This window comes from Anaerobacillus sp. ABR4_321 (genome assembly GCF_056158505.1).
This window is the reverse complement of record NZ_JBSWTK010000001.1, coordinates 1,598,142-1,621,887: the sequence shown is the minus strand read 5'-3', so window position 1 is coordinate 1,621,887 and position 23,746 is coordinate 1,598,142. Positions and strand designations below refer to the sequence as shown.

The 23,746-nt window shown below is 41.8% G+C and carries 19 protein-coding genes; 1 reads left to right on the top strand and 18 read right to left on the bottom strand.

What is annotated here, in order from left to right:
• Positions 1 to 2 precede the first annotated feature (2 nt).
• The 17 genes from ACXADT_RS08345 to ACXADT_RS08265 all read right to left on the bottom strand — a co-directional run bounded on the left by ACXADT_RS08345 (position 3) and on the right by ACXADT_RS08265 (position 20,859).
• Entirely contained in the window at positions 3 to 1,502 is a 1,500-nt protein-coding gene (locus tag ACXADT_RS08345) for a class I adenylate-forming enzyme family protein (protein ID WP_474834213.1), read from the bottom strand.
• Between the two features lie 35 nt (positions 1,503 to 1,537).
• Positions 1,538 to 2,278 (bottom strand): 3-oxoacyl-ACP reductase FabG, encoded by a 741-nt coding sequence (fabG, locus tag ACXADT_RS08340; RefSeq protein ID WP_474810759.1) that lies wholly within the window; start codon positions 2,276 to 2,278, stop codon positions 1,538 to 1,540.
• Positions 2,279 to 2,288: 10 nt separating this feature from the next.
• Positions 2,289 to 3,188, bottom strand: a complete 900-nt coding sequence (phaZ, locus tag ACXADT_RS08335; RefSeq protein ID WP_270179727.1) for an intracellular short-chain-length polyhydroxyalkanoate depolymerase — start codon at positions 3,186 to 3,188, stop codon at positions 2,289 to 2,291.
• Entirely contained in the window at positions 3,185 to 4,207 is a 1,023-nt protein-coding gene (locus tag ACXADT_RS08330) for a 3-oxoacyl-ACP synthase (protein WP_474834211.1), read from the bottom strand. Before ACXADT_RS08330 ends, phaZ begins: the two co-directional genes overlap by 4 nt.
• Before the next feature lie 8 nt (positions 4,208 to 4,215).
• Positions 4,216 to 5,217: a branched-chain amino acid ABC transporter permease gene (locus tag ACXADT_RS08325; RefSeq protein WP_474834209.1), complete on the bottom strand. Its 1,002-nt coding sequence runs from the start codon at positions 5,215 to 5,217 to the stop codon at positions 4,216 to 4,218.
• A gap of 4 nt (positions 5,218 to 5,221) precedes the next feature.
• Positions 5,222 to 6,082, bottom strand: coding sequence for a branched-chain amino acid ABC transporter permease (locus ACXADT_RS08320; RefSeq protein WP_474834207.1), 861 nt, complete (start codon positions 6,080 to 6,082; stop codon positions 5,222 to 5,224).
• A 15-nt stretch (positions 6,083 to 6,097) separates the two neighbouring features.
• Complete coding sequence (locus tag ACXADT_RS08315; RefSeq protein WP_474810755.1) at positions 6,098 to 6,805, bottom strand: ABC transporter ATP-binding protein; 708 nt, start codon at positions 6,803 to 6,805, stop codon at positions 6,098 to 6,100.
• Positions 6,789 to 7,553 carry an ABC transporter ATP-binding protein gene (locus tag ACXADT_RS08310; RefSeq protein ID WP_474810754.1) on the bottom strand — a complete coding sequence of 255 codons (765 nt, stop codon included), beginning with the start codon at positions 7,551 to 7,553 and terminating at the stop codon, positions 6,789 to 6,791. The genes ACXADT_RS08315 and ACXADT_RS08310 overlap by 17 nt, the downstream gene beginning before the upstream one ends.
• Positions 7,554 to 7,624: 71 nt before the next feature.
• Positions 7,625 to 8,851 carry a substrate-binding domain-containing protein gene (locus ACXADT_RS08305; RefSeq protein ID WP_474810753.1) on the bottom strand — a complete coding sequence of 409 codons (1,227 nt, stop codon included), beginning with the start codon at positions 8,849 to 8,851 and terminating at the stop codon, positions 7,625 to 7,627.
• A gap of 87 nt (positions 8,852 to 8,938) precedes the next feature.
• Entirely contained in the window at positions 8,939 to 12,154 is a 3,216-nt protein-coding gene (locus ACXADT_RS08300) for a BTAD domain-containing putative transcriptional regulator (protein ID WP_474834205.1), read from the bottom strand.
• A 105-nt stretch (positions 12,155 to 12,259) separates the two neighbouring features.
• Positions 12,260 to 13,027 carry a class I SAM-dependent methyltransferase gene (locus ACXADT_RS08295; RefSeq protein WP_474834203.1) on the bottom strand — a complete coding sequence of 256 codons (768 nt, stop codon included), beginning with the start codon at positions 13,025 to 13,027 and terminating at the stop codon, positions 12,260 to 12,262.
• Positions 13,028 to 13,182: 155 nt separating this feature from the next.
• A complete protein-coding gene (locus tag ACXADT_RS08290) occupies positions 13,183 to 13,692 on the bottom strand; it encodes an N-acetyltransferase family protein (RefSeq protein WP_474834201.1) in 510 nt (169 codons plus the stop codon).
• A 99-nt stretch (positions 13,693 to 13,791) separates the two neighbouring features.
• Positions 13,792 to 13,944: a hypothetical protein gene (locus ACXADT_RS08285; protein ID WP_474810748.1), complete on the bottom strand. Its 153-nt coding sequence runs from the start codon at positions 13,942 to 13,944 to the stop codon at positions 13,792 to 13,794.
• 175 nt (positions 13,945 to 14,119) lie between these two features.
• On the bottom strand, positions 14,120 to 14,968 hold the full coding sequence (locus tag ACXADT_RS08280) for a GNAT family N-acetyltransferase (protein WP_474834199.1): 849 nt from the start codon (positions 14,966 to 14,968) through the stop codon (positions 14,120 to 14,122).
• Between the two features lie 834 nt (positions 14,969 to 15,802).
• Positions 15,803 to 18,262, bottom strand: coding sequence for a S8 family peptidase (locus ACXADT_RS08275; protein ID WP_474834197.1), 2,460 nt, complete (start codon positions 18,260 to 18,262; stop codon positions 15,803 to 15,805).
• Positions 18,263 to 18,482: 220 nt separating this feature from the next.
• On the bottom strand, positions 18,483 to 19,394 hold the full coding sequence (locus ACXADT_RS08270; protein WP_270179740.1) for a peptidoglycan-binding protein: 912 nt from the start codon (positions 19,392 to 19,394) through the stop codon (positions 18,483 to 18,485).
• Between the two features lie 391 nt (positions 19,395 to 19,785).
• Positions 19,786 to 20,859 (bottom strand): SDR family NAD(P)-dependent oxidoreductase, encoded by a 1,074-nt coding sequence (locus tag ACXADT_RS08265; RefSeq protein ID WP_474834195.1) that lies wholly within the window; start codon positions 20,857 to 20,859, stop codon positions 19,786 to 19,788.
• 216 nt (positions 20,860 to 21,075) lie between these two features.
• Between ACXADT_RS08265 and ACXADT_RS08260 the strand changes: the two genes are divergently transcribed.
• On the top strand, positions 21,076 to 22,533 hold the full coding sequence (locus ACXADT_RS08260) for an aldehyde dehydrogenase family protein (protein WP_474834193.1): 1,458 nt from the start codon (positions 21,076 to 21,078) through the stop codon (positions 22,531 to 22,533).
• Positions 22,534 to 22,580: 47 nt separating this feature from the next.
• Here ACXADT_RS08260 and sfnG read toward each other — a convergent pair whose 3' ends face one another.
• Positions 22,581 to 23,672, bottom strand: a complete 1,092-nt coding sequence (gene sfnG, locus ACXADT_RS08255; protein WP_474834191.1) for a dimethylsulfone monooxygenase SfnG — start codon at positions 23,670 to 23,672, stop codon at positions 22,581 to 22,583.
• Between the last annotated feature and the right edge of the window lie 74 nt (positions 23,673 to 23,746).

The window sequence follows — 23,746 nt, the reverse complement described above, 5'->3', positions numbered from 1 at the left end:
TATCACACGTCCATGTTTGTGACGTTCACTTGATTACAGGCTTGTTGCACGAGCTTAACTCGATCGATCTTACCTACAGACGTTTTAGGCAGCTCTTTTGTCACGTGAATATCCATAGGAACTTTATAGGCAGCGAGTGATTGCTTTAAGAATGCCTTTAGAAGATCGATATCTACTAGAGAATGTGATGAAACATAGGCAACTGATTTTTGTCCCCATTTTTTATCTTCTATGCCTATGACTGCGGCTTCATCGACTGCTGGGTATCGAAGCAAGGCATTCTCGATTTCAACTGGATAGATGTTTTCACCACCTGAAATGATCATTTCTTTTTTTCTGCCAACAATGTAATAATCGCCATCTTGATCCCGCTTCGCCATATCTCCAGTATGAAGCCAACCATTTTGCACCGCTTTTCTCGTAGCATCTTCATTACGAAAATACTCTTTAAACATATGGTTTCCCCTTATAAGTAATTCTCCGACTTCTCCAACGCCGGCTTCCTCACCTTTTTCAGTAACGATTTTCACTTCGTTAAATAACATCGGTTTTCCAACTGAACCTCTTTTAGCAGCAGAATCTCTTGGATGAATATAAAAGTTGTTAGGACCTGCTTCCGTTAATCCGTAGCCTTCTTTAAACGCGAGTCCCCGCTCAGAAAACTTTTCGTAAATATACTCCGGGCAAGGAGCTCCACCTGACAAGAAGACATCGACTGAATCAAAAGATACACGATCAAATATAGGATCTGTCACGATCATATGGTACATAGTAGGAACAAATAGAACAATCGTGCACTTGAAGTCATGCAATAAGGTTATTGCAGCATCTGGTGAAAACTTGTCTGCAACGATCACGGTGCCTCCTGCCATTAATATCGGGATCGAGAGTGCGTTCAGTCCTCCTGTATGAAACATAGGCAGATAGGTTAACGTCGTTTCTTTTTGCGTTAACCCCCAACTCATCACGGTATTGAATGCATTCCAGTTAACCGACCGATATGATAAGACAGCACCTTTTGACTTTCCTGTGGTTCCACCTGTATAGATCATCATCCACGGGTCATCTTCAGTCACATCTGTGAGAGATAAGGGGTATATTCCTTCCTTTACCATCGCTTGCTCAAATGAGACGCATAGCAGCATATGATCTACACATATCTTTGCAAGTTCATTCGTATGACGATCAAAAATAAGTAGGGAAGGGTCAGAATCCTCGACCAACTCAGCTATTTCCTTATTAGAAAGACGCCAGTTTATTGGAACAAATACCGAGCCAGTTTTTTTACACGCAAATAACAATGCAAACATGTCGAGTGAATTATGAGCCAGCACCAGAACCCGATCACCTTTCCCTACATCGTTCTTTTGTAAAAACGCCGCCAACTGTATAGCTTTATCATTCAACTGCTTATACGTCCATTCTTCACGTGAAACACCATCGATTAACGCGCAATCATTTGGGAATAGATTCGCTCGTCGTTCCATCCAATCCAATTCCACTTCGTTTCATCCCTCCCAACCGTAAGCATGAGACATTACATCATAATACCACCATCTACGTGAAGCGCAGTTCCATTAATGTAATCCGCTTCTTCACTCGCCAGAAACAAATATGCATTTGCGATGTCCTCTGGTTTACCAAGTCGCTTTACAGGCACCATCGCAACCATTTTTTCGATTACTTTCTCTGGCACTGCCGCAACCATAGTTGTTTCAGTAAAGCCTGGAACCACTGCATTCACATTTATGCCTTTGCCACCCAATTCTTTTGCCCATGTCTTGGTCATTCCAACGACAGCTGCTTTTGAAGCAGCATAATTGGTTTGACCAACATTTCCATACACTCCGCTTACGGAAGAGGTATTGATGATCTTTCCCTTTCCCTGTTTTACCATATAAGGCACAGCGGCCTGCGTGCAGTAGAAAACACCATTCACATTAACATCCATCACGTTCTTAAACGCTTCACCGCTCATTTTATGCAGCATACTGTCTTTTGTAATGCCGGCATTATTAATTAAGATATCGATTGTTCCGTTTACCTCAGCGATATCGTTTATCGTCCTTTGTACATCATCTTCCTTTGATACATCAACCTGATAAAACGTAACACGGTATCCTTCAGCTTGTAATTCCTCCGCTTTTTGCTTGCCAATTTCCTCTTGTAAATCTAGCATAGCAACGCGTGCGCCTTCTTTCGCAAAACGTTCTGTCGCAGCTAAACCAATACCGCTCGCTCCTCCTGTAATGACAGCCACCTTATCTTGCAACCTCATAATACTCCTCCTAGTTCTCTAAAAAGTCAGTAATGATAGTTGTAAGCTGATCACAATCATCGATGAATGGGGAGTGACCGGATGCAGACAACTCCTTGAACGTGGTATTCGTACCAAGGTCTTCTACGATTTCTTCTGTCATTTCTTTTGAGATGACAAGATCTCGTTCTCCACGCAACACGAGAACAGGGATACGTATGAGTTTAGCCTGATTTGTTCCTTCAGTTAACCCATTTGTCACACTGCTTATATTGAATGTATTTAAGGCATGGTAAACATCAGCAAGATTTCGCTGTGTCATCATATCATCTACATAAGCTTCATAACGCTTCTCTTCAGGCTGATTGTGGGTGTAGATAAGAGAGTTCCAAATCGTTTTTAGAAGCGCTCGATTGCCCGTATCATAGGCCTGTTGAATCGGGATCGTTCTCATCGGATCTTTTTCTATATCGTCAACTGTTTTCAGCCTTTGGTTAGGATCTGGCGTCCCGTCTGAATGAGTCCCAAAGAAAGGATATCCCCTTGTCGAAGCAGAAGAAATGAGGACGATCTTATCGCAATATCCAGGGTACTGTGCTTCAAACTGCATGCAAACGGCTCCGCCAGTGGACCACCCGATCATTGTAAAATCGTTTAATCCTAACTCATCCACAAAGAATTTAAGATCTTGAGCAAAATCCTCTATCCCCTCAACTCTATTGTTGTAAGATGATTCGCCAAATCCTCTCATATCGATAGCAATCAGCGTATAAGAAGCAGGAAATGTTTCGAAGAAAAGATCCCAATGCTTTGAAGACGTCATATTGCCATGAACGAGTAAGATTGTTTTTTCTCCTCCATCTCGTTTTCGATACCCCATCACTTCTCCATTAGGAAGACTGACTTTCTGAACAGTTGGTATTGTAATCATAAATTTTCCTCCTCGTTTCCCCATATTATCGTTGTTGCTCCCCATGCATAACCAATTCCTGCAGATACTAGTACGACTACATCACCTGCTTTAATCTTTCCTTGTGCTTCAGCTAGCTTCAGCGATAAAATCTGATCGATTTGTCCAATGTGTCCATATTCCTCCAAGTAAATAGAATGTTTTTCGGTGAGACCAAGCTCACTTAGGACATAATCGTGTGCAGATCGTTTCATATGGAGCATCGCGACATAATCGATATCAGATTCCTTTTTTCCACTTTTGTAGAGTGAATTTCGAATAACTGATAAAAAATTATCCATTGATTTTTGTTCGAGTCTTTTTTTCATCCCGACCGGATCATTAACATCTAATCGATATGACCCTAGTTCTAACTCTCTAACCGTAATCGGATTCTTCGTGCCACCCGCGGTTACAAAAACATCTTCAGAGAAAGAACCATCGGTCATGATGTGCGACTCCATAAGTCGATTTTTCTTATAACCTTTTTGTAAGATCAGTGCACCGCCACCAGCTCCCAGATTAAACATAAAGCGTGTGCGTTCGTTCGAGTAATCGATGAGATCTCCATTTCGATATCCACCCGCCAGAAGAACAGTCGTGATCTCGTCATCTGTTAGCATCAAGCTTTTGGCAAGTTTTAGAGCCATAATGGTCGTGCCACACCGCAGCGCAGCATCGAACCCCCACGCGTGATGTGCTCCGATGGCATCCTGCGTCTTAAGAGCTGCCGTCCAAAGAGGGTACTCTTTATACTCTTCTCCAATATAGATGACAAGGTCAATGTCTTTTCCCTTCATACCAGCTTCCTTTAGAGCACTTTCCGCAGCATAGATCCCCATCTCACATGTATGATCCTCATCTCCTGGAACTGCTTTTCTTTTAATGCCTAACTTTGTTTCTACTACATCTACTGGTAAGCCTGCTTTTTCAGCAATTTCTATCCCTGTAATATACGAATCTGGAATATAAACACCTGAACTTACAATTCCAATCGTCATGCGTTCACCTACCCTGCCATTCGCTTATTCTTATTTTCAGTCTTCACCTTCGTTTTCCGCTTCTTCCACCTCATCTCTTTAAGCGATCCAACGATGCCTTTTGGAAAGAACATCACCGCTAAGATATATAAGATTCCAAAGAAGATAATCCATCTCTCGAAAATGGCATAAGATTTTCCTAGCTCAGATAACCAGTGATGAGAAACCTCGATGATCGCCGCACCAATAATTGGACCGATCAACGTTCCGACTCCTCCAAGAATCGTCATCAAAAGGGCATCTAACGTAACATCGAGTGCGAAAACACTCGTATTTACAAAACGAAGTGACAACACGTACAACGAACCTGAGAGACTTGCAATCATACCTGCAACGACACTTGAGATAAGCTTGTAGTGAATCGTGTGAAAGCCAAGCGACTGCGTTCGCGCTTCATTTTCACGAACCGCTACGAGCACTTTACCCATCGGCGAATTCGTAAGCCTAAGCAAAATGAAGAAAACTGCGACCATGAGTATAAGACAAATCATATAAAAAGAAAGACGATCTCTCATTATATCCGGCACTCGAAAGGTAAACCCATCGTTTCCTAGAGTGAGAGAGCGCCATTTTTCAGCTACTACAAGAAATAATCCCGCAAGTGCAAGCGTTAGCATCGCATAAAAGTGATTGCTGAGCCTTAAAGTCAGTAATCCAACGAGGTAACTAACGATCGAAGCGATGAGCATACCTACTGCAATGGAAATAAGAAGTGAAAGCATCGTCGGTTCGAATCGACTCAGCAACACTCCGGTCGAATACGCACCAATTCCAAAGAACATCGCATGCCCAAACGAAACGATTCCAGTGTAACCGAGGAGTAAATCATAGCTCATTGCAAAAATCGCTAAGATAAAGATCTGAGTAAATAAGATCATAAGGCTTCTAGAGTCATTTATAAACGGAAATAAAACGAGAACTGCACTACATACGAGTATCCATACAGGACTTTTGTTCAGCTGCCTTAACATTCACTCACCCCTTTGCACCGAATAGACCTTGTGGTTTAACAACGAGCACGACAGCCATCAACAGCATATTTACTGCGAGAGAAAGATCTGGAACATAATACGTCATGAAGGCGCCTGATAGGCCGATCAAGATCGCTGCAAAAAGCGAGCCAACAAAATTCCCCATTCCACCAATTACGACAACGATAAAGGCAAGTATGGCAAAATCCATCCCCATTTCGGCATAAATAACGCCTGAATATGGAGCTAAAAGCACACCACCAAGAGCTGCCATCGCGGATCCAATCATGAAAACGAGCATGAAAACTTTTTTAATGTTGATTCCAAGGGCCTGCACCATCTCTTTATTCATAACACCCGCTCTTACGGTAAGGCCGATCTTAGTGTTCTTTAGAACATAATGAACGAGCGCAAACACGAGTACACCGATAAGAATGATAAATGCACGATACTTAATGATGACAACATCACCTAGTTGCCAGCTTCCTGATAAATAATCGGGTGGTGACGCTACGATTTGATTAGGTCCGAATACGACCTTCAACATTTCCGATAGAACAAGCATCAGTCCGAGTGTGATAAGGATTTGTTGGACATGATTCCCATACACTGGCTGAATAATGAACCGTTCCGTTACATAGCCGAGGATAATCCCAGTTAATAGTGCACCAACGATCGCCATAACAAAACTTCCAGTCATGCCGTACACCCACACGCCACTATATGCTCCCCAGGCAAACAAGCCACCGTGGGCAAAGTTCAAAACATCCATCAGGCCAAAGATGAGCGTTAACCCTGCTGCTAGCAAAAAGATCAGCATACCTGTCGCAAGTCCATTAATCATTAAATTTAGCAAAAGATCCACCTTTTCACCTCATTTCTATGCGATACCGAGATACTTACGCTTTAACTCTTCATTGTCTGCGAGTTCCTGCATGTTTCCAGTTTCAACACTTCTTCCATCATCGATAATGTAGTACGTATCACCCACACCCATCGCCATTCTGAAATTTTGTTCGACCAGGACGATCGTCGTCTCATCCTTCATTTCCATAATCGATTCCATCACCTTTTCAACAACAATCGGAGCAAGCCCCTTACTAGGTTCATCGATAAGTAACAATTCATTTTTATTAAGGTAAGCTCTCGCAATCGATAGCATTTGCTTTTGCCCACCGCTCAAGTACCCACCTTGTTTTTTCCAATATGTTTTCAAGTCAGGAAAGAGCGTTAGCATCTTATCCAATCGGTTAAGCGTCGCCTCATCCTGTTTTTGCATTGCAATCTTCATATTTTCTTCCACCGTCAGTTCGCCAAAAATCCCCTGATCTTCTGGCACAAATCCGATTCCTTTATTTGCGATTTGGTAGGTTGCAAGCTTTGATATATTCGTTCCGTTAAGCATGATTTGACCGTCAGTAATAGGCGTTAGGCCCATGATTGAACGAAGAGACGTTGTTTTGCCAGCCCCGTTTCTACCTAGTAGAACCGTCACTTCCCCTTTTTTCACCTGAAAAGAAACCCCCTGGAGGATATGGTACTGCCCTATATAGGTTTGAATATCGTTCACCTCAAGCAGTGTGGTCATCGTATAAGCCTCCTAAGTACGCATTCTGCACTGTTTCATTATTCATAATCTCGTGTGGCGTGCCTTCCGCGAGCAATCTGCCATTAAAGAGGACGATGATCCGATCTGAAAGATTCATAATCATATCCATCTTGTGTTCGATGAGTAGAATCGTCCGATCACTTGATGATTTAATATCTTCAATAATCTTTAAAATCGCAGGCACTTCCTCTAGCGACATGCCTGCTGTCGGCTCATCGAGCAGTAGCAACTCTGTCTTCAATGCTAACAACATTGCGATTTCTAACTTTCGCTTTTCGCCATGTGCTAAGTTACTCGCAAGAGCGTCTGCTTGTTTCGCCATCATCACTTGTTCTAGTAAGTCATACGCTTCTTCCGTCATTTTCTTATAGCCTCTGAAATGCCTGAGCATTTGGTATCGAACTCCAGCCTGTGACTGAACGGCTAGACGTACATTCTCCAAAACTGTTAAATTAGGGAACACGTTCGTAATCTGGAAAGAGCGGCCGATCCCTTTTCGAGTTCGGACGGTAGGAGATTGGCTCGAAATGTCCTCTCCCTTCAATAAAACACTTCCTTTGGTTGGCTTCAGCTGCCCACTCAATAAATTGAACAACGTTGTTTTACCAGCTCCGTTTGGTCCGATGATGGATGTGAACGACTTCTCCTTAATGGTAAGATCGACCGAGTTTACTGCGAGCTGCCCGCCAAATGCGATCGTTAAATCTTGAACTTCCAATATACTCATGTACTAACCTCCCAACATACATAGAAAAGGGCTGCGCAAAAACGATAGCAGCACCTTTTCTCATTAGCTAATTAGTTACGAACAGGTGGTGCTGTTTCTTCAGGAGAAAGCTCACGGATAAGTACCGGTACAGGGTGATCAACACCCTCTTGCTTTTCAAGCTTTACTGCGTACATCGTTTGAAGCGCTTGATGGTCCTCTTCGCGGAAAGTCATCGTCCCTTTAGGTGTTTCAAAAGACATGCCCTCCATCACATCGATTAATCCTTCAGCTGTTGTATCACCTTTAGTTTGTTTTAGTGCTTCTACGATCGAAATCGCTGAACTCATTCCTCCAGGAGTAAACAAATCAGGTAGTGCCCCGTCATAACGTTTCTTATGTTCCTCTACTAGCCAATCGTTCACCTCGTTATCTGGCAAGCTATGATAATACACCGAAAAACCTTCCATTCCGACTAGCGGTTCCATCGTCTTTAATGCTGAGATATCCGGAGCTCCAGTCGAAATTTTGATTCCTTTTTCCTGAAGCTTCATATCGCTGATCTGATTCCATGGGGAGTTCGCTCCTGCCCAAATGACAAACAAGTAATCCGGGTCAGATTCAATTATTTTTTGGATGTTTGGAGTAAAATCTGTTGCAGCTGGGTCAGCGTATTCTTCAAGTACAACTTCAGCACCGAGGTCCTCTGCAGCCTCTTTAAATGCCGCAACCCCATCGATTCCAAAAGAATAGTCTGGTGCAAACGTTGCGATCTTCACTCCTTCACCTGCGATCGCTGCTGCTCCGGCAATAGCGTCCTGAGAAGAACTTCGGGCTGTTCGAAAGATATAGTCGTTGTATTCTGAGCCTGTGATGCTATCTGCAACCGCAGGTTCAACGACCATGATCCGTTCGTATTCCTCTGCTAACGGAAGAACGGCAAGCGTGTCTCCTGAACTTGATGATCCAACTAAGAAGTCGACTTCATCTTCTTCAAGAAGTTTTGTTGCCTTTTGCACTGCAACTTCTGGCTTCGTTTCAGTATCTTCATAAACGACTTCGATCTTCTTCCCTTCAACTTCCATCGTTCCATCAGTCGCATAGTCCAGTCCGAGCTCAAATCCTTGCTTCGTTTGATTCCCGTACGTTTCAAGTGCTCCGGTTAATGAAGCGAGCACTCCGATCTTAATCGTTTCCTTACCATCATCATTGTTCGCTTCCCCTGAGGACTGAGAGTTTGAACTACAGGCACCTAAAATAAGAGATAACACCATCATCAAAACCACGAGTTTACGCACGAACTTCTTCCCCCTTTTCATTCAGTTGGTTCTATAGGAATAGCTTACAGGGATGAAGTTACACACGAGTTACAAATAAAAAAGACCGCTTCTTCTAAAGAAGCGATCTTATACATGAAAGGAAACGTTTTCAGAACAGATCATGTCATACATTTGTTTTGTGGATTCCATAGGTTCTACTGCAAGCTCTTCACGAAGTTTAACCGTACACTCCCTATACAATCTCATTGCTTGAGGTCGGTTGTTACGTTGGTAATAACAATACATCAACAGTCGGTATGCCTCTTCCCACAGCGCATCGACTTCGATAATCTTTCTACAAATCGGAATCGCCTTCTCAAACTCAGACAACCGAATAAAAAGCTGAGCTAATTTTTCTAAGCCTCTCACATAAAGCTGGCGAAGACGTTCACGCTCAATTTCAGCCCATTGGACACGACGCTCAGTCAAAAAGTCTCCACCGTAATAATGCAAACCTTTTTCTAGCAGTTTTTTAGACTGAACGATTCGATTTTCTTTCAACCCCTCCGTTATCCAATGCTCAAAATGATGGCAATCCAGGTCGATTACAGCGGTTCTATTGAAACCGTAAGAGGAGTCTTGACGAATCACAAAATATGGCTGCCCTCTTTTTTTACGATCAGGCTCAAGCGCTTTGTTCAGCGCATTAAACGCGACCTTAAAATCTCTCTGGCTATTGGTTTCATCTGTATCGGGCCAAACGTCATGGAAAATCTCTTCTTTTCGAACGAAGGCGTTTCGACGAACAAGTAAATATTGAAATAGTTCTTTTCCTTTTTCACGCTGCCACATCTTATGATCAAGAACGTTGTCCCCGAGCGATACACTAAATTCTCCAAGCGTCTTAACGCGAAGCGTATAGCCAGGATGTGATTCTATGTGGTTATATCCCCATGAATCGAGTAGCTTTGAAATGTAAGATTCATAAACTCCTGACTCTTTTGCTTGGAGAAGAAGAGGCAGAAATTGCTGTAGATCTTTCGGGCCAAAGGTTGTTCTCTTCTTGAATAAGAATTCATATTCTTCAATTTGAACCTTCTGAAGAAAAATACTCACATACGTTTTGAAGTCGTCTACATCCTTTTTCAAAAAAGCTAGCCACATCGCAGCAAGCATCTCAGCGTAACCATCTCCGCACGACTTTGCAGATCGATAGGCTTCAAGAAGCCATTTCTCAGCATCGAGTAACTGCTCACTATAGAAGGCAGATCGCCCGATACATAGTTTAATAAGCGTAGAGAGCCATTCATCTTTTACTCTTTTCGTTTCATAAAGAGCACGCTCTCCATATTCTTTTGAACGCTCCCACGTTCCCTTTCTTCCATACATCGCACAAAGACCCATGAAAGGTTCCGCTTTTCCTCGATCGACTTTTATAGAGTCCATTAATTCTAACGCTGTTTCATAGCAGTTTACCGCTAACTTCTCTTCATAGTGTGTTGATATTGCTACTGCGTGACCCATTCTTATCCATCCGCATGCTTCGATAAACGCTGAACCCTGTTGTATTCCCTGCTGTATCCCTTGCTGCGCAAGTTCTTTCGCTCGATCTCCATTACCGCTAAGCGATTCTAGCAGAGAAAGCAAAAGTTCCGTTTCGCGATGTGATTGAGGTAATTGTTCTTTCGATGAATTTCGAGTAAGAAGAAGTTCTCTTGACTCAAAAATCTTACCTGTACGCAATAACAAACGAGCATCCAGATTTCCAGCAACCCATGATGCGTCTCCTTCACTTTTCACATACCAGTTAAGGGCTTTGGCAGCTTGACCAGAATTCACAAGGTTTTCAGCAAGGAGACGAAACAACCTTTCCTTATCAGGATGGTTTTTATCTGTTCGGTCAAGATAATGGATCGCTTCAGCTAGAAAGCGCTCTGCTTTTCCAGGCTGAATCGTATCTAAATAGATGTTTCCAATTCCTTCGTTCGCTCTGCTCGTGATGAGATCGTCTTCATTTAATTTAGCAGTTTCAATTGCTTTCTTATAACATGTAAAGGCACGATCGTAATAAGACCGGTAGCGCCATACGTCTCCTTCGTACAACCATAGCTGATAATAGTGGTCTTTTATATGATCAGAAAGAGCGTTCAAATGATCGAGTAGCGTTTCAAGCTGACGGTAATGAATCATCCTCTCACTCGTTTTAAGAAGAACTCGAGCAAGGGAAGACTCATCATGAAGTTCTATATAATGGACGACTGCCTCTTCATAACAATTCGTTTCTTCAAGGTATTGTGCCAATAAGTACCGAAGCTTCTTCATCCGTTCACATTGTTGCTCAGTACCTCTCCTCGTTAAGAATGCCTTGAATAAAGCATGATATCGGTAGCGATCGTGATCGACTTTTTGAATAAATAGATTCTTAGAAAACAAATCCTCCAGCATCTCACCCGTGTTTGATCGACTTAAGATGTGATCACATTCTTCTGCCTTGAGTTCCTGAAAGATTGCAGAGTCCAGCAAGAACGCTTGAACTTCTGTAGACTGTTTGTTGAAAACTTCCTGAGCAAGGTAAGAAAAGAGCTCTTCCATCGACGTATGAGTAAAGCTTAGTATCGAGTCGATTTCATCAGCTTGTGACAATTGACTTCCAATCATATTGATCGCGATGATCCAGCCTTCTGTTAAAGAATGAATGCTCTTCACCTGTTCTTCGGAGATAGCCGCTTCATAGAAATCAGTTAGAAAAACACGCGTTTCTTCACCAGATAGCGATAGGTCACTCTCACCTATATCTAGCATTCTATTACTCACGCTTAGTTTAATCAGGCTATTCCATTTCGGCTTCATGCGAGTTGAAACAAGAAGATGAACATTTGAAGGAAGAAGCGTAATGACTTTCTCAATCCATTGATTGATCATAAACACGTGATCAACGAGTTGAAAATCATCGATGACAATAATGAGGTCTGATTCTATCTTTGCGCATTCGTTGATAAATAAGGCACTTAATAGCTGAAGATCTTCTTCGCTGACCCAGTAATCCATATTCGATATAACTTCGAGGAGTTCTTTACAGAAGGAAGGAAACTTCTTTCGAACGGCATAAACCACATAGTGGATAAAAGGGAAAATATCATCATCCGATTCTGTCACAGTATACCAGCATACCGGTACCTTGCATTGCTTAACGAACTGACTCAGTATCGTGCTTTTCCCATAACCCGCTCCACCATGAATGATGGTGATGGGATAAGTCGTAACTTCTTTTAGCTTTTTTATTACAGATCCCCGGTAAATATATGTATCCTTCAATGCTGGTGGTACAAGTTTTGTTTCAATAATCGGAACGGTAGGTTGCATGTACACACCCCGTCTTTATATTTCTGATTTTTCTAATAGTTTACCATATTCTTCACCACATTGTGAGCGCTCTCATCTCTTTCGACAAAACCTGAGTGGTGCCTGTCACTCGGTAGGTTTCCTCAGTTGAAATACGATAAAGTCAGCGCAGCGAAAGTCTTCTTCAAATGTAGGATATTTCTTTAGGAGTTCCTCAGAAGGAGTCGGTTCTACTACCTTCACGATAGTGAACCCCGCTTTTATGATGCTGTTTAAGTAGGTTGATAGCGTACGGTGATAGTAGAAAAGCGCTCCAGCCTCCCCGAGTCCTCTTTGTTCGTATACACCTTCGTAGAAGTACCGATCGACATTCCAATGAAGTTTTTCACCCTGCTCATCTTTCTCCCATCCGCTTTCTGGTGTGATAAAACATGGGTGTAAGATAGAAAAGATGAAACTTCCCCCATCAACTAACAACCGATACATCTCTCTTAATGCACGCTCATGATCTGCAAGGTCCTGCATCACCATGTTCGATACGATCGTTTCAAAGCTAGCATCCTTAAGAGTAGACAAATCCTCACAATTGCCATGAACATAGTTGATCGGTAAATGAGATGCTGTTCTCTCATTTGCGATTTCGAGCATGCTTCTTGAATAATCTACTGCTGTGACGATAGCTCCTCTTTGAGCTAGCATCCTGCTCAAATAGCCCTCTCCGCAGCCTGCATCTAAAACGCATTTATGTTCTACTTCTCCGATTAAAGAGAACAACGCAGGATTTAAAAAGACTTCTCTATGTAAATCTCCCGCTTCTGAATAGTTGTTCGTGTAACTTCTCGCATTGTTATCCCAGCTCTTTATCGCATCCTCTGATGTGAAATTTTTCTTCACACTACTCACGCACCTTTCGTCTACCAGTTGTGAATCATTAAGATAAGACACTGATCATTAACACGTAATTAAGTATATCAAAATTTTCCAACACGATTAATCCGAAGAATAAAAAGATCGGTTTCCCATAGAAAATAGAAAACCGAAAAATTGGATTACCTTTTTCTCAAACGAGGAGCAGGGGTCAATCGTTTTAAGTAGCTATTAGGTAAAGAGTGTTTAGGTAATGAGCTTTCAGGTATGGAGTTTTGACGAGTCAACTTCTTCTCGATGATATAGTTCGACAGCACTTCACCCTTCACTTCAAATCCTAATCGTTTTAAACTTTCCAACCCCTGGGTATTTTCACGATCGACAAGACCGTAGAGCACAGTTATTCCTTTGTTTTGTATATATTTCTCAAAAGCAGGTAGTAAAGATCGAGCGATCCCACTTCCCTGCAGATCATGACGAAGCATTACATAATCTACAAGAATCATATGGTTAATTCGTAATCGATAGGAGAGAAACCCTACAACTTCATCGTTATTGTCACAAACGACAAGAACTTCAAAAGAATGGTCAATGATTCGTTGAACTTTTTTTGGGCTAACAGCGAAAATTTCAGTTCCTATTTTAATTAGCTTCTGATCGTCGCTTTTAGGATTTCGACTTCTAAAATACATCAACTCAATCTCCTTTCAATTAAATTTAAGTGAAAAGAAGAGTTAATGCAGGAACCCTACATTAACTCCGGAAAGGGAATATTTCATTAATAAGGATAATTAGCGGTGGCAACGACACTTCTTTTTCTTTTTATCCTTCTTCTTATCATGTTTCTTCTCATGCTTTATCTTCTTTTTCTTCTTTTTCTTTTTTGTCCCGTCAAACAGGTCATCAACCATGCCCTTAAATACTTCTCTAAGGTCGGCGTTCATAGTGACAATCCCTCCTTAACAAGAATTTGAAATGATAAACATTTCATACCTTATCTTACGTATGCTCGTCCCACATGCTTGGACAAGTGTTACCTAAAAGTAGAAAATGTGCAGATGACATAAAGAAAAAGCGAGTGGTACCAGGCACCACCCGCTTTCTGTCATATACTGTCGACTATATTTGTTTTGAGTACGCACTCAGCTCGTGTACGAGCGTAAAACCAGCTCTTTCATACAACTTAAGTGCTTTTTGATTTCCTGCATCCACACAAAGTGTGACTGTGTTGACCTCTTTAAAAGTAAACATCCAGAACAGGGCTTGATTCAGTAACCTTCCACCGGTTCCTCTCCCACGAAACGCTTCATCTACTGCGAAAAATTCAATGTTTGCTTCTCCAAACTCTAGTTCAACTTCTACATAGATGTAACCAGTTAACGTGCCTTCATCAATGGAAATAAACACCTTCCTAGTGTCGTTCAAGCGCTCAACAATTTGGTCACCACTATAGTACGTGTTCGGAAATGTCTGATCATGTAAAGAAATAAAGGGGATGATGTACTCTTCTGATATCTCTTCTAGTTTGTTTTCCCGTCTAAAGCTCTGTCTATTAAACTCTAAAATCGCTTGTTCACTACTGTGGGAGAACCCTAATTTCTCTGCAAATCTAACACAGTTTATATTCTTCTTATTCGGAAACATCTGTATTACACTTGTTTCTTCTGGAAGAAGTTGAAGCATTTTCTCCCACATCGTTGGTATGAACGACCAATACTGGTCTTCAACAAATGGGCCCCATACTTCCACCAGATTACGCTCCAAATCAGTTTCAAATCCAACCACACCGACAAGGACGTTTGTCTTATATACTGTGACAAAGCTTTTCCAGTACGGTATTTCGAATTCATCCTTCATCGTATCCATAATTTCACAGCTGTTCGTGCCACAGTATCCAATATGGCAATCTTCTCTTCGATTTAGTTTAGCGATGAAACGACTTACTGATTGTAATTCACTCTTCTTCATAACCGCCACTTCCACCATACTACTAACCTACCTTATGTATAAAATCGCCTACCCTCTCTTTTACGTTAACATAAAGAAAATGAAAAATAGCCACTCTAGCATCCTAAATAGCCCTATTTTGAAGTACAAAAAACAATCAAGTAACTACAACAATAATTACCATCCTAATTGGAAAATTCATGGTAAGATGAAGTGGATGGATTGTTCCTTTACAGGGCTTGAAAACTTGAATTAAAGATAGTTTGATAAGTAAGATTCACTTTGTGAAGATGTTCTAAACGGAGGTGTATATTAACGGTGAGGCAAGTAGTAGGAATATCTATGGTCATTTTAGGGGCGATTGTAATGATCATAAACATATTTTTTCTTAGAGAGAATGACTTTTATGATGTTATACGCGGGCTATCCTTTGCCATGTTTATGGTAGGCATATTTCTAATTCCTAGTTATTCAAAGTCACGAAAAAACATATGATGGAAAATCAATTCCGTTATAGAATTAGATGATTAATGATACAAACTATATAAGGTATGTTTTAGATAGAAGAAATCAATATTATTTAACAGGAGCTTGGAATAGTTTGAGCTCCTGTTTTTTCATGGTGGCAAAACCCTACCTCACTGTAAAATCAGAACCGTTTTAACACGCGATAGTACGACCGAACAATGATTATTCTCCACTGCATGTTCCTGTGCTTTTCAACTATAAAGTGAAAGGAACTCTATCATAACAATGAAAAAAGAGTATCAAATTGGTATATAACTTGATACTCAATTAATTTTGCCTGTTCACTTTTTCATGCCAAAACTACTTATATCATAGCGAGAGCTCTTCTTATTTTAGAAATGCTTCAAAATACCTTGTCATCGCTACGGCAAAATCACCGCGTGTTACATCAGTATTCGGCTCAAAATGTGCAACAACGGTTGGTTCAAGATCATACTGTCCTTGCGAAACCTCGAAGCTCGCATTGATGATATTCAGATCAAGCGCAAGCTGAACATACCCTTTCAAGTGCTGGGGAATATCAGCAGCGTCAACAACCGCTACACGCTCTTCCTTGTATTGAACTGTAACGTCACCACTGAATGCTTTCGCATCTTCTTCTAGACCAAGACTTTGAACAAGCGAATAAGCAAGTTCTGCTCTTGTAACGTTTCCTTTTGGATCGAACTTACCATCTTTAGTAAGCATAACTCCTTGCTGGGAATGAGTTCCATCTCGGAATGCGGCTCCTTCAGACGTAACAGCAGACGCGTAAGGAAGCAGGTCAGAAGACACATCACTTAATGCTTTGGAATCTGACTGACGAATCTCAGCACCCATCACAAGATACTGTGCTAAATCTTTTCTTTGTAGCTTGCTATCAGGCATAAAGTTTCCTTTAGCATTCGCATCAAACAGCAGCTCCTTCACACCGCTCTTGATCGCAGCAGCTGCTGGATGGCCTTCTATATCATTGAGACCGGTAAATCCACTCACTTTTGTAAAAGAAAGAGTTCCTTCTATGTTATCAGGGAAAGAAAGGCCTGCAGTTGGATTCGCTTCGTCACCACGTAATCCTCTTACTTCTGCTTTCCAAGTACCGGGCATCGGTGCATTAACAGACACCGTTCTGTCTGTTGTTAACGTAAACAACAAGCTGATTCCAGAGCTGTACTCCGTTCCATCTGGAGCGATTAAAACGAGGTTGACCGGATTACCGGTCTCCCCCAATACGCCATAAGCATTCACTTTCGCTACAAGATTTGTTAAGCCTTCTTGCACTTCAAACTCATGCTGATTATCTGAAACAAGAGTTACAGGATTGTAGTCTACTGAAAATGGAGCACGCGTGGTCGAAGCTTCTACAGAGCTATTAAACTCTTTGTTGTAATTGACTGTCTTGCCATAGTCGTTATTACCAAAAGCAGCATCTACTGCAGTGTATGCGTTCAAATAACCTGCGCCTACTTCCCACGCTTCATACCCTGGCATGTTTGTAGCTGTTGCTTGCACGATCGATTTCACTTCATCAGGTGAGAGTAAAGGATTTGCCTCTAACATTAGTGCTACAACACCCGCTACGTGAGGGGTTGCCATCGACGTTCCACTCATATGCGTATAGAAAGGAACGTGCGCTGGATCAAGTTCTTCAGCGTCTTGAGGAGCTGATAGTGAACTTACTGGTGCGATAACTCGGGTTGAAACGATATCAACTCCTGGTGCTGTAACAGTCGGACGGTCTTCCCATGTCCACGTTTCTCCATCCATTTCAAACGTCCCACCGACTCCTTTTGTACCACGAGATGAGAAATCAGCTAGCGTGCCATCTTTTTCTCCCGCTGCTACCGAGATAACCCATGGTGCTTTTGCATAAGGGTTATGTGTGTTTTCTCCAGGACCTTCATTTCCTGCTGCAAAAAGAACGACGATTCCGCGATCATACACTTTCTTACTCGCAATGTTAATCGGATGATTAGGATCAAAATCACCTGACGATCCCCATGAATTTGTAATTACTCTTATGTCGTACTGAGACTGATGCGTTAAGGCGTAATCAAATCCACCGATTCCATCTAGTACGAACAGTGCTGCGCCAGAGCCATATCCGATCAAGTCTGCTCCTGGAGCCGCTCCTTCATACATCCCGCTCGACATTTCTCCTGTACCACCAACCGTACCAGCTACGTGGGTACCGTGACCGGAGTTAGTATCAGTATTTGCTACATCCTCTTGATATGTAACAGGAAGTAGACCAGGAGACAAACTGCTAAGATTCGTTGATCCCATAACGTTTTGTACAAGGTTTTCACCAAACTCGTGGTCTTTATGTGTGCCATCTACACCGCTATCGTTCACAACAACACCGATCCCTTTTCCCGTAACAGGCAGTCCTCCGTTTGCTTTTCTCATGTCGTCATCCGTACGTACTTTATCAACACCCGTTAGATCTGTTGCATCCGCGTTGAAATAGTCAAGCTTCTCATTCAAATAGATAGACTGAACCATATCGTTAGCTGCAAGGTCGTTTATTTGAGCTTTCGTCGCGATTACGCCAGCCATCGGAAGACTCTTAAGCGTTAACCCTTTATCAACCCCAACCTCTTCCAATAAGTTCGACTGAACATCCGTTGGAGCTCCATCTCCATAGAACGTTACGATTACTTCAAATGGTCCATTCCCTTCCGTCATCAGCTGAGATAATTCTGGGTCGATCGCCGCAGATTGATTAGCTGAAGGTTGAGGGGGGTTTATAAAACCTACCATTAGTAAAAACGAGAGTGCCACTACGTACCAAAGCCTCATTCTCATCCGTCTTCCTCCTTTTAATATTCAATGTTTTCTTACTATTTATTATCCATTGGTAGCGACCATTTTCCTATTCACTAAAGGTTTTAAATCCTGGTTGAGAAAGAACTATATGAGACTCATCCAAAAGTAGTATCTCGTACTACTTTGGGTCATTTAGGGATAGTACTTTTACGACAAAAAAAAGCCTAACTCATTTGAGTTAGGCTCTGTAAATTCACTATTAATCTAGCACTGTTACAGTGACTGTCTTACGACCAAAGTTTAAAGCATCTTGTCTTTCAGGCATGAATAGATCGATACGGTTACCTTGGATTGCACCGCCAGTGTCACCAGCGATTGCAGTACCATAGCCTTCTACGTGTACTTTAGATCCAAGTGGGATTACGTCAGGGTCTACTGCGATGACTTTTTGGTTAGGATTCGCTCTTAAGTCGATTCCTGTCGCTGTAACGCCTGAACATCCTTCACAATATGCAGTATAAGCTGTTGCTTCGACTTTAAATTCTTGTCCACTTTGCTCAGATGACTTGCTTTCTGTGTTTGTTTGCTTAGCAGAAGTGGTATTAGTATTAGTAGTAGTAGATTCAGTAGACGCTGGTTTTGCATTTACTGTCTTACCTGTCAGCGCTGCCCAAGTGTTAGCTCCGGCAATGCCGTCAACAGCTAGTCCATTATCAGCCTGGAAAGCACGGACTGCTTTCTCTGTGATAGGACCATAGATTCCGTCTACTTTATAGTTGTAATATCCACCAAGCTCTTCTTGAAGAGCTGAAACTTGGTGACCTCGATCACCTTGAATCAACGTACGATGAGCTTGTCCTTGATTGACTTTTTCAATTGCTGCGAATGTATTTGGACCTGCGATGCCGTCAACAGCAAGACCGTGAGCTTTTTGGAATTGCTTTACAGCACCTTCAGTAATTGAACCGTAATAACCTGTAGATTTATGATAGTCGAAATATCCTTTGGCTGACAGTACATCCTGTAACTCGACGACGTCGCCGTGTTTTTCACCGTAAGAAAGTGTTTGATCTCCTAGAGCAGCTTCTGATACTACCGGGCTAGCAAACATCATTCCAGCCAGTGCTGTAGATGTAACAACGTTCCTTACAATGTTTTTACGAGTTACCATGTACACATTCCTCCTGAGAGATAAATAATTTTTCGGTGTTTCTTTTCTCTTGATCACCTATGTCCCATATAGTAACAGCCAAATATAACACAGCCATTTTAGTGTAGTAACAAGTCAGTTACATAAATATGACAGATTAATACAGTTTTTATAACCTTTGCACAATTAGGTAACATAGTACTATTTACAACGACAATATATTACAAACATGTCAGTTCCAAACTCTATCACCCTTGTTAATAGGTTCTTAATAGCGAAATGAATCTACTCAATGGTGGTGGAATTAACCTTGGGTGAATTTAGAACTAGTTAAATTTACCTTCAAATTTACAAACCTTTTAAAGAACTTTTGCAATAAAAAAAGAGGCAACTGCTAGAGCTGCCTTCTTATTTATTGAGTTACATTCACTTTGTTTTGGCTCTTCATACCACCGGAAATAATCATTTGTAAGGTTTCCCTATCCAAATGTAGTTCCTCTACGTTGCTCTCATGCAATAGCTTCTTCGTATTTGAATCATCGAAAGTCAATGTTTTCTCAAAGTACTTGTGAAAAACCTTCATAGGTTGATTCAACTTCATGTCCTGATCTGTTAGTTCTCCTTCATAATCTGTAGGCACTAATTCCACATTGTAAAAATCAAGCGCTGATTGAATCAAATCTAATACGAGCTGATTGGTTGGAGGCTGTGAATTAGTAATGTGATAGATTGTATCTGGCTTCGCGCTAGTAAGCCCAAGCGCTAACACATTTACGACATAATCGACAGGTACTAAATTTTGTGCTGCTTCCTGATTACAAAGGAACTTAATCTTTTCACTAGGCGTATCCTGCTTCCGATCTAATCTCTTCTTTAATAATTCAAGACTTCTAATCACGCCATAAAGAGCAAAGGTCGTTTCAGCTTCACCAGTTTTCGAGTCACCAATAATGATTGCTGGTCTAAAAATAGAGACATTGAAGACGTTATTATAATCAAACACAAGGTGCTCTGCGTGACACTTACTTTCTTCATAAGGATTTACGAACGTATTATCCTTAGGATGCAGCTCTTCACGTCCATGAAGTTGTGCGCCTAATGTGTAAGCTGTACTTACATGATAAAAATTCTTCACTTGAATATCTTTAGAAAACTCAAGTACGTTTCTCGTTCCTTCAACGTTAATCTCAAACGTCTTGTCTCTTTCACGATCATCGAATGAAAGATAAGCTGCGATGTGATAGACCGTATCGATTTTACCTTTTAATAGATCGATTGTTTCGAACGGAACGCCTAAGCGCTCGTCCCCTAAGTTTCCTTTTATAAAGAATAAGTTGTTTTGTAGATCTGCTGGCAATGCTTCGATTAACCGATCTGCCTTACGTTCATTGCGGATCAATGCATAGACGCTGTGGCCTTCACTCAATAACTTCAAGGTAAGCTGTTTTCCAAGAAAACCAGTCGCCCCTGTTAAGAGTATATTCATATTGTTCACCTCATTAAAACGTTCTCATCAATAGCGGTTATTTATCTCTGTACCGTTCGTAGTTTAGCATATATACGTCTATAAAACATCAATAACGAGAGGAAACTCTCTTTATTGCCAGTGCTAATGATTGGAAGAAATTCTCGCATACCGACAAGTTTAGTAGTTTAGCATAGCGGGAACCTTCTTGATTGTACAGTAAAAGGAGGATTTCTAGTGGCTAACACATATACGAAACAATACATTAATGGAGAATGGGTTACGGGAACGAGTGACAAAACTGTAACAAATTATAATCCATTTACTCAGGAGGAACTGTTCACACTCCAATCTGCATCAGAAGAAGACCTCGATCAAGCATATAAGACTGCAAAAGAAGCTCAACGAAAATGGGCTAAAACGACACCAGGTCAGAGACAGCAGATTCTTGATAAAGTGGCTGCCCTTATGACGGAACGTAAAGAAGAGATCATCGACTGGCTAGTAAAAGAATCCGGTAGTACAAAGATCAAAGCAAACGTGGAATGGGCTGCAGCTACCCGTGTCGTAAAAGAATCCGCTTCTTTTCCTTATAGAATGAAAGGACAAATCGCACCTTCTGATACGCCAGGTAAAGAGAACCGTATTTATAAGAGCGCGAAAGGAGTGATCGGTATAATCGGACCGTGGAACTTCCCACTTCATCTTTCCATGCGTTCAGTCGCTCCAGCACTCGCCACAGGTAATGCTGTAGTCCTTAAACCGGCTTCAGAAACACCCGTTACAGCAGGCTTCTTAATCGCAGAGCTTTTTGAAGAAGCCGGCCTACCGAAAGGGGTTCTTAACGTTGTTGCTGGGCGTGGATCAGAAATCGGGGATGCTTTTGTTACTCATCCGATTCCAAAGTTGATCTCTTTCACAGGGTCAACTGAAGTTGGAAAACATATCGGTGAACTCGCAGGGAAGCACATTAAGGAAACAGCATTAGAGCTTGGAGGCAACAATGTCTTTATCGTGCTAGATGATGCTGAGATCGATCAAGCTGCAGAAGCAGCAGCATTCGGTAAATTCCTCCATCAGGGTCAGATCTGTATGGCGATCAACCGGATCCTTGTTCATGAAACTGTTCATGATGAATTCGTTGAAGCGTTCAAAGAAAAAGTAGCTTCTCTTCAATCAGGTGACCCAGCAGATGCGAATACAGCTGTTGGACCTCTTATTAATAAGGAAGCAATTGAACGTATCCAAGAATCTCTTGATGCTTCGCTTGAACAAGGTGCTGAGAAGATTCTTGGCGGTGAAGTGGAAGGCAACGTGATGCAACCTGTCATTCTAACGAACGTCACGAACGATATGCCAATCGCAAAAAATGAAATCTTCGGTGCTGTAGCTCCAATCATTTCATTCAGCACGGAAGAAGAAGCGATTGAACTTGCAAATGGCTCTCCATATGGCCTTAGTGGTTCCGTTCACTCTCGCGACTTGAATCGCGGGGTTCAGGTGGCTCAGCAAATCGAAACGGGTATGGTTCACATCAATGACCAGCCTGTGAATGACGAAGCGCACATGGCATTCGGCGGTGAAAAGGAATCTGGACTCGGTCGATTTGGCGGAGAATGGGCGTTAGATAAGTTTACAACGGTGAAATGGATCTCTGTTCAACAAGAGCGCCGTGAGTATCCGTTTTTTAAATAACTATGAAAGCCCTCGAGTAGATTCGAGGGCTTCATTTCTATAGACGTTCACACTTTTACTTGTTCTCTTTCCAACAACCTCTCCTTTTCCTTCACAAGCGGTATAACTTCCCTCCCAAACCGCTCAAGATCTTCCTCATAATGAAAGTGTGCTGTTAAGATCACTTCGATACCTACCTTCTTTAATTCTATAATCCGATCAGCCACTTGTTCAGGTGTACCGATCAAGCCAGTTTTAAAGCCATCATTATATTGAACGAGATCTTCGATACTAGAGTTTGCCCACATTCCCTCCTTATCTCTAGTTGACTGGCCAGCTTCTTTCACCGACTGTCTAAATCCTTCAACTGCCTCTTCATCCTTATAGCCGACAATGTCACGGAGAAGTTGGTGTGCTTCTTCCTCTGTATCTCTCACGATTACAAATCCGTGTGCAGCGAATTTCACGGTGCGTCCTTCTTCTTTAGCTAACGTACTCACTTCATCAATTTGTTTCCTGAACCCATCGAGCGTATTTCCGTTCATAAAATAATAGTCCGATACTCTCGCAGCCATTTGTTTTGCAGCGGTCGAGTTTCCACCCTGGAAGATTGGGAGTTTTCCTTCTTGGACTGGTTTTGGTTTTAATGGGGCTTCATTTATCCTGTAAAAATCACCTTTAAACGATGCTGTTTCTTCAGTCCATAAGTTACGGAGAACCTGGATGAACTCCTCTGACCGGCGGTACCGTTCATCATGTTCGAGCCACGGCTCTCCATATTTCGTGAACTCCTGCTTGAACCAGCCGCTAACAACATTCACTGCGGCTCTTCCATTACTAATTTGATCTAGTGTCGCAAGCATCTTTGCATAAACACCAGGATGCCATAAGCCGGGATGAACTGCTGATATTAATTTTATTTTAGAAGTTGAAGCTGCTAATGCTGAAGCTAGTGTAATGGCTTCAAGTTGATTTTCTGCTCCATAACTAGCAATAAACCTTGTTTGTAACAATGCAAAGTCGTAGCCCGATTCTTCTGCAATTCTTGCATATCGTTTATTTGCCTCAAAGCTCCAATCCGTTTTCTGCGGAAGTTTTGAAACGACAAGCCCACCGCTAACATTAGGTACCCAATAAGCAAATTCTAAGTTTTTAGCCATCTTAACCGTCTCCTTTCATAAGTAGACGGACATTCCCAGAACATGGTACATTAAGTAATGATCTGGTGTGTCCG

What these genes read in the sequence shown, in the direction of transcription:
- sfnG (WP_474834191.1), bottom strand. Translation starts at nt 23,672, where the DNA reads ATGGCTAAAAACTTAGAATTTGCTTATTGGGTACCTAATGTTAGCGGT.
- ACXADT_RS08300 (WP_474834205.1), bottom strand. Translation starts at nt 12,154, where the DNA reads ATGCAACCTACCGTTCCGATTATTGAAACAAAACTTGTACCACCAGCA.
- ACXADT_RS08330 (WP_474834211.1), bottom strand. Translation starts at nt 4,207, where the DNA reads ATGACGATTGGAATTGTAAGTTCAGGTGTTTATATTCCAGATTCGTAT.
- ACXADT_RS08270 (WP_270179740.1), bottom strand. Translation starts at nt 19,394, where the DNA reads ATGGTAACTCGTAAAAACATTGTAAGGAACGTTGTTACATCTACAGCA.
- ACXADT_RS08310 (WP_474810754.1), bottom strand. Translation starts at nt 7,553, where the DNA reads ATGAGTATATTGGAAGTTCAAGATTTAACGATCGCATTTGGCGGGCAG.
- ACXADT_RS08280 (WP_474834199.1), bottom strand. Translation starts at nt 14,968, where the DNA reads ATGAAGAAGAGTGAATTACAATCAGTAAGTCGTTTCATCGCTAAACTA.
- ACXADT_RS08325 (WP_474834209.1), bottom strand. Translation starts at nt 5,217, where the DNA reads ATGTTAAGGCAGCTGAACAAAAGTCCTGTATGGATACTCGTATGTAGT.
- ACXADT_RS08275 (WP_474834197.1), bottom strand. Translation starts at nt 18,262, where the DNA reads ATGAGAATGAGGCTTTGGTACGTAGTGGCACTCTCGTTTTTACTAATG.
- ACXADT_RS08285 (WP_474810748.1), bottom strand. Translation starts at nt 13,944, where the DNA reads ATGAACGCCGACCTTAGAGAAGTATTTAAGGGCATGGTTGATGACCTG.
- ACXADT_RS08265 (WP_474834195.1), bottom strand. Translation starts at nt 20,859, where the DNA reads ATGAATATACTCTTAACAGGGGCGACTGGTTTTCTTGGAAAACAGCTT.
- ACXADT_RS08315 (WP_474810755.1), bottom strand. Translation starts at nt 6,805, where the DNA reads ATGACCACACTGCTTGAGGTGAACGATATTCAAACCTATATAGGGCAG.
- ACXADT_RS08305 (WP_474810753.1), bottom strand. Translation starts at nt 8,851, where the DNA reads ATGAAAAGGGGGAAGAAGTTCGTGCGTAAACTCGTGGTTTTGATGATG.
- ACXADT_RS08290 (WP_474834201.1), bottom strand. Translation starts at nt 13,692, where the DNA reads ATGTATTTTAGAAGTCGAAATCCTAAAAGCGACGATCAGAAGCTAATT.
- fabG (WP_474810759.1), bottom strand. Translation starts at nt 2,278, where the DNA reads ATGAGGTTGCAAGATAAGGTGGCTGTCATTACAGGAGGAGCGAGCGGT.
- phaZ (WP_270179727.1), bottom strand. Translation starts at nt 3,188, where the DNA reads ATGATTACAATACCAACTGTTCAGAAAGTCAGTCTTCCTAATGGAGAA.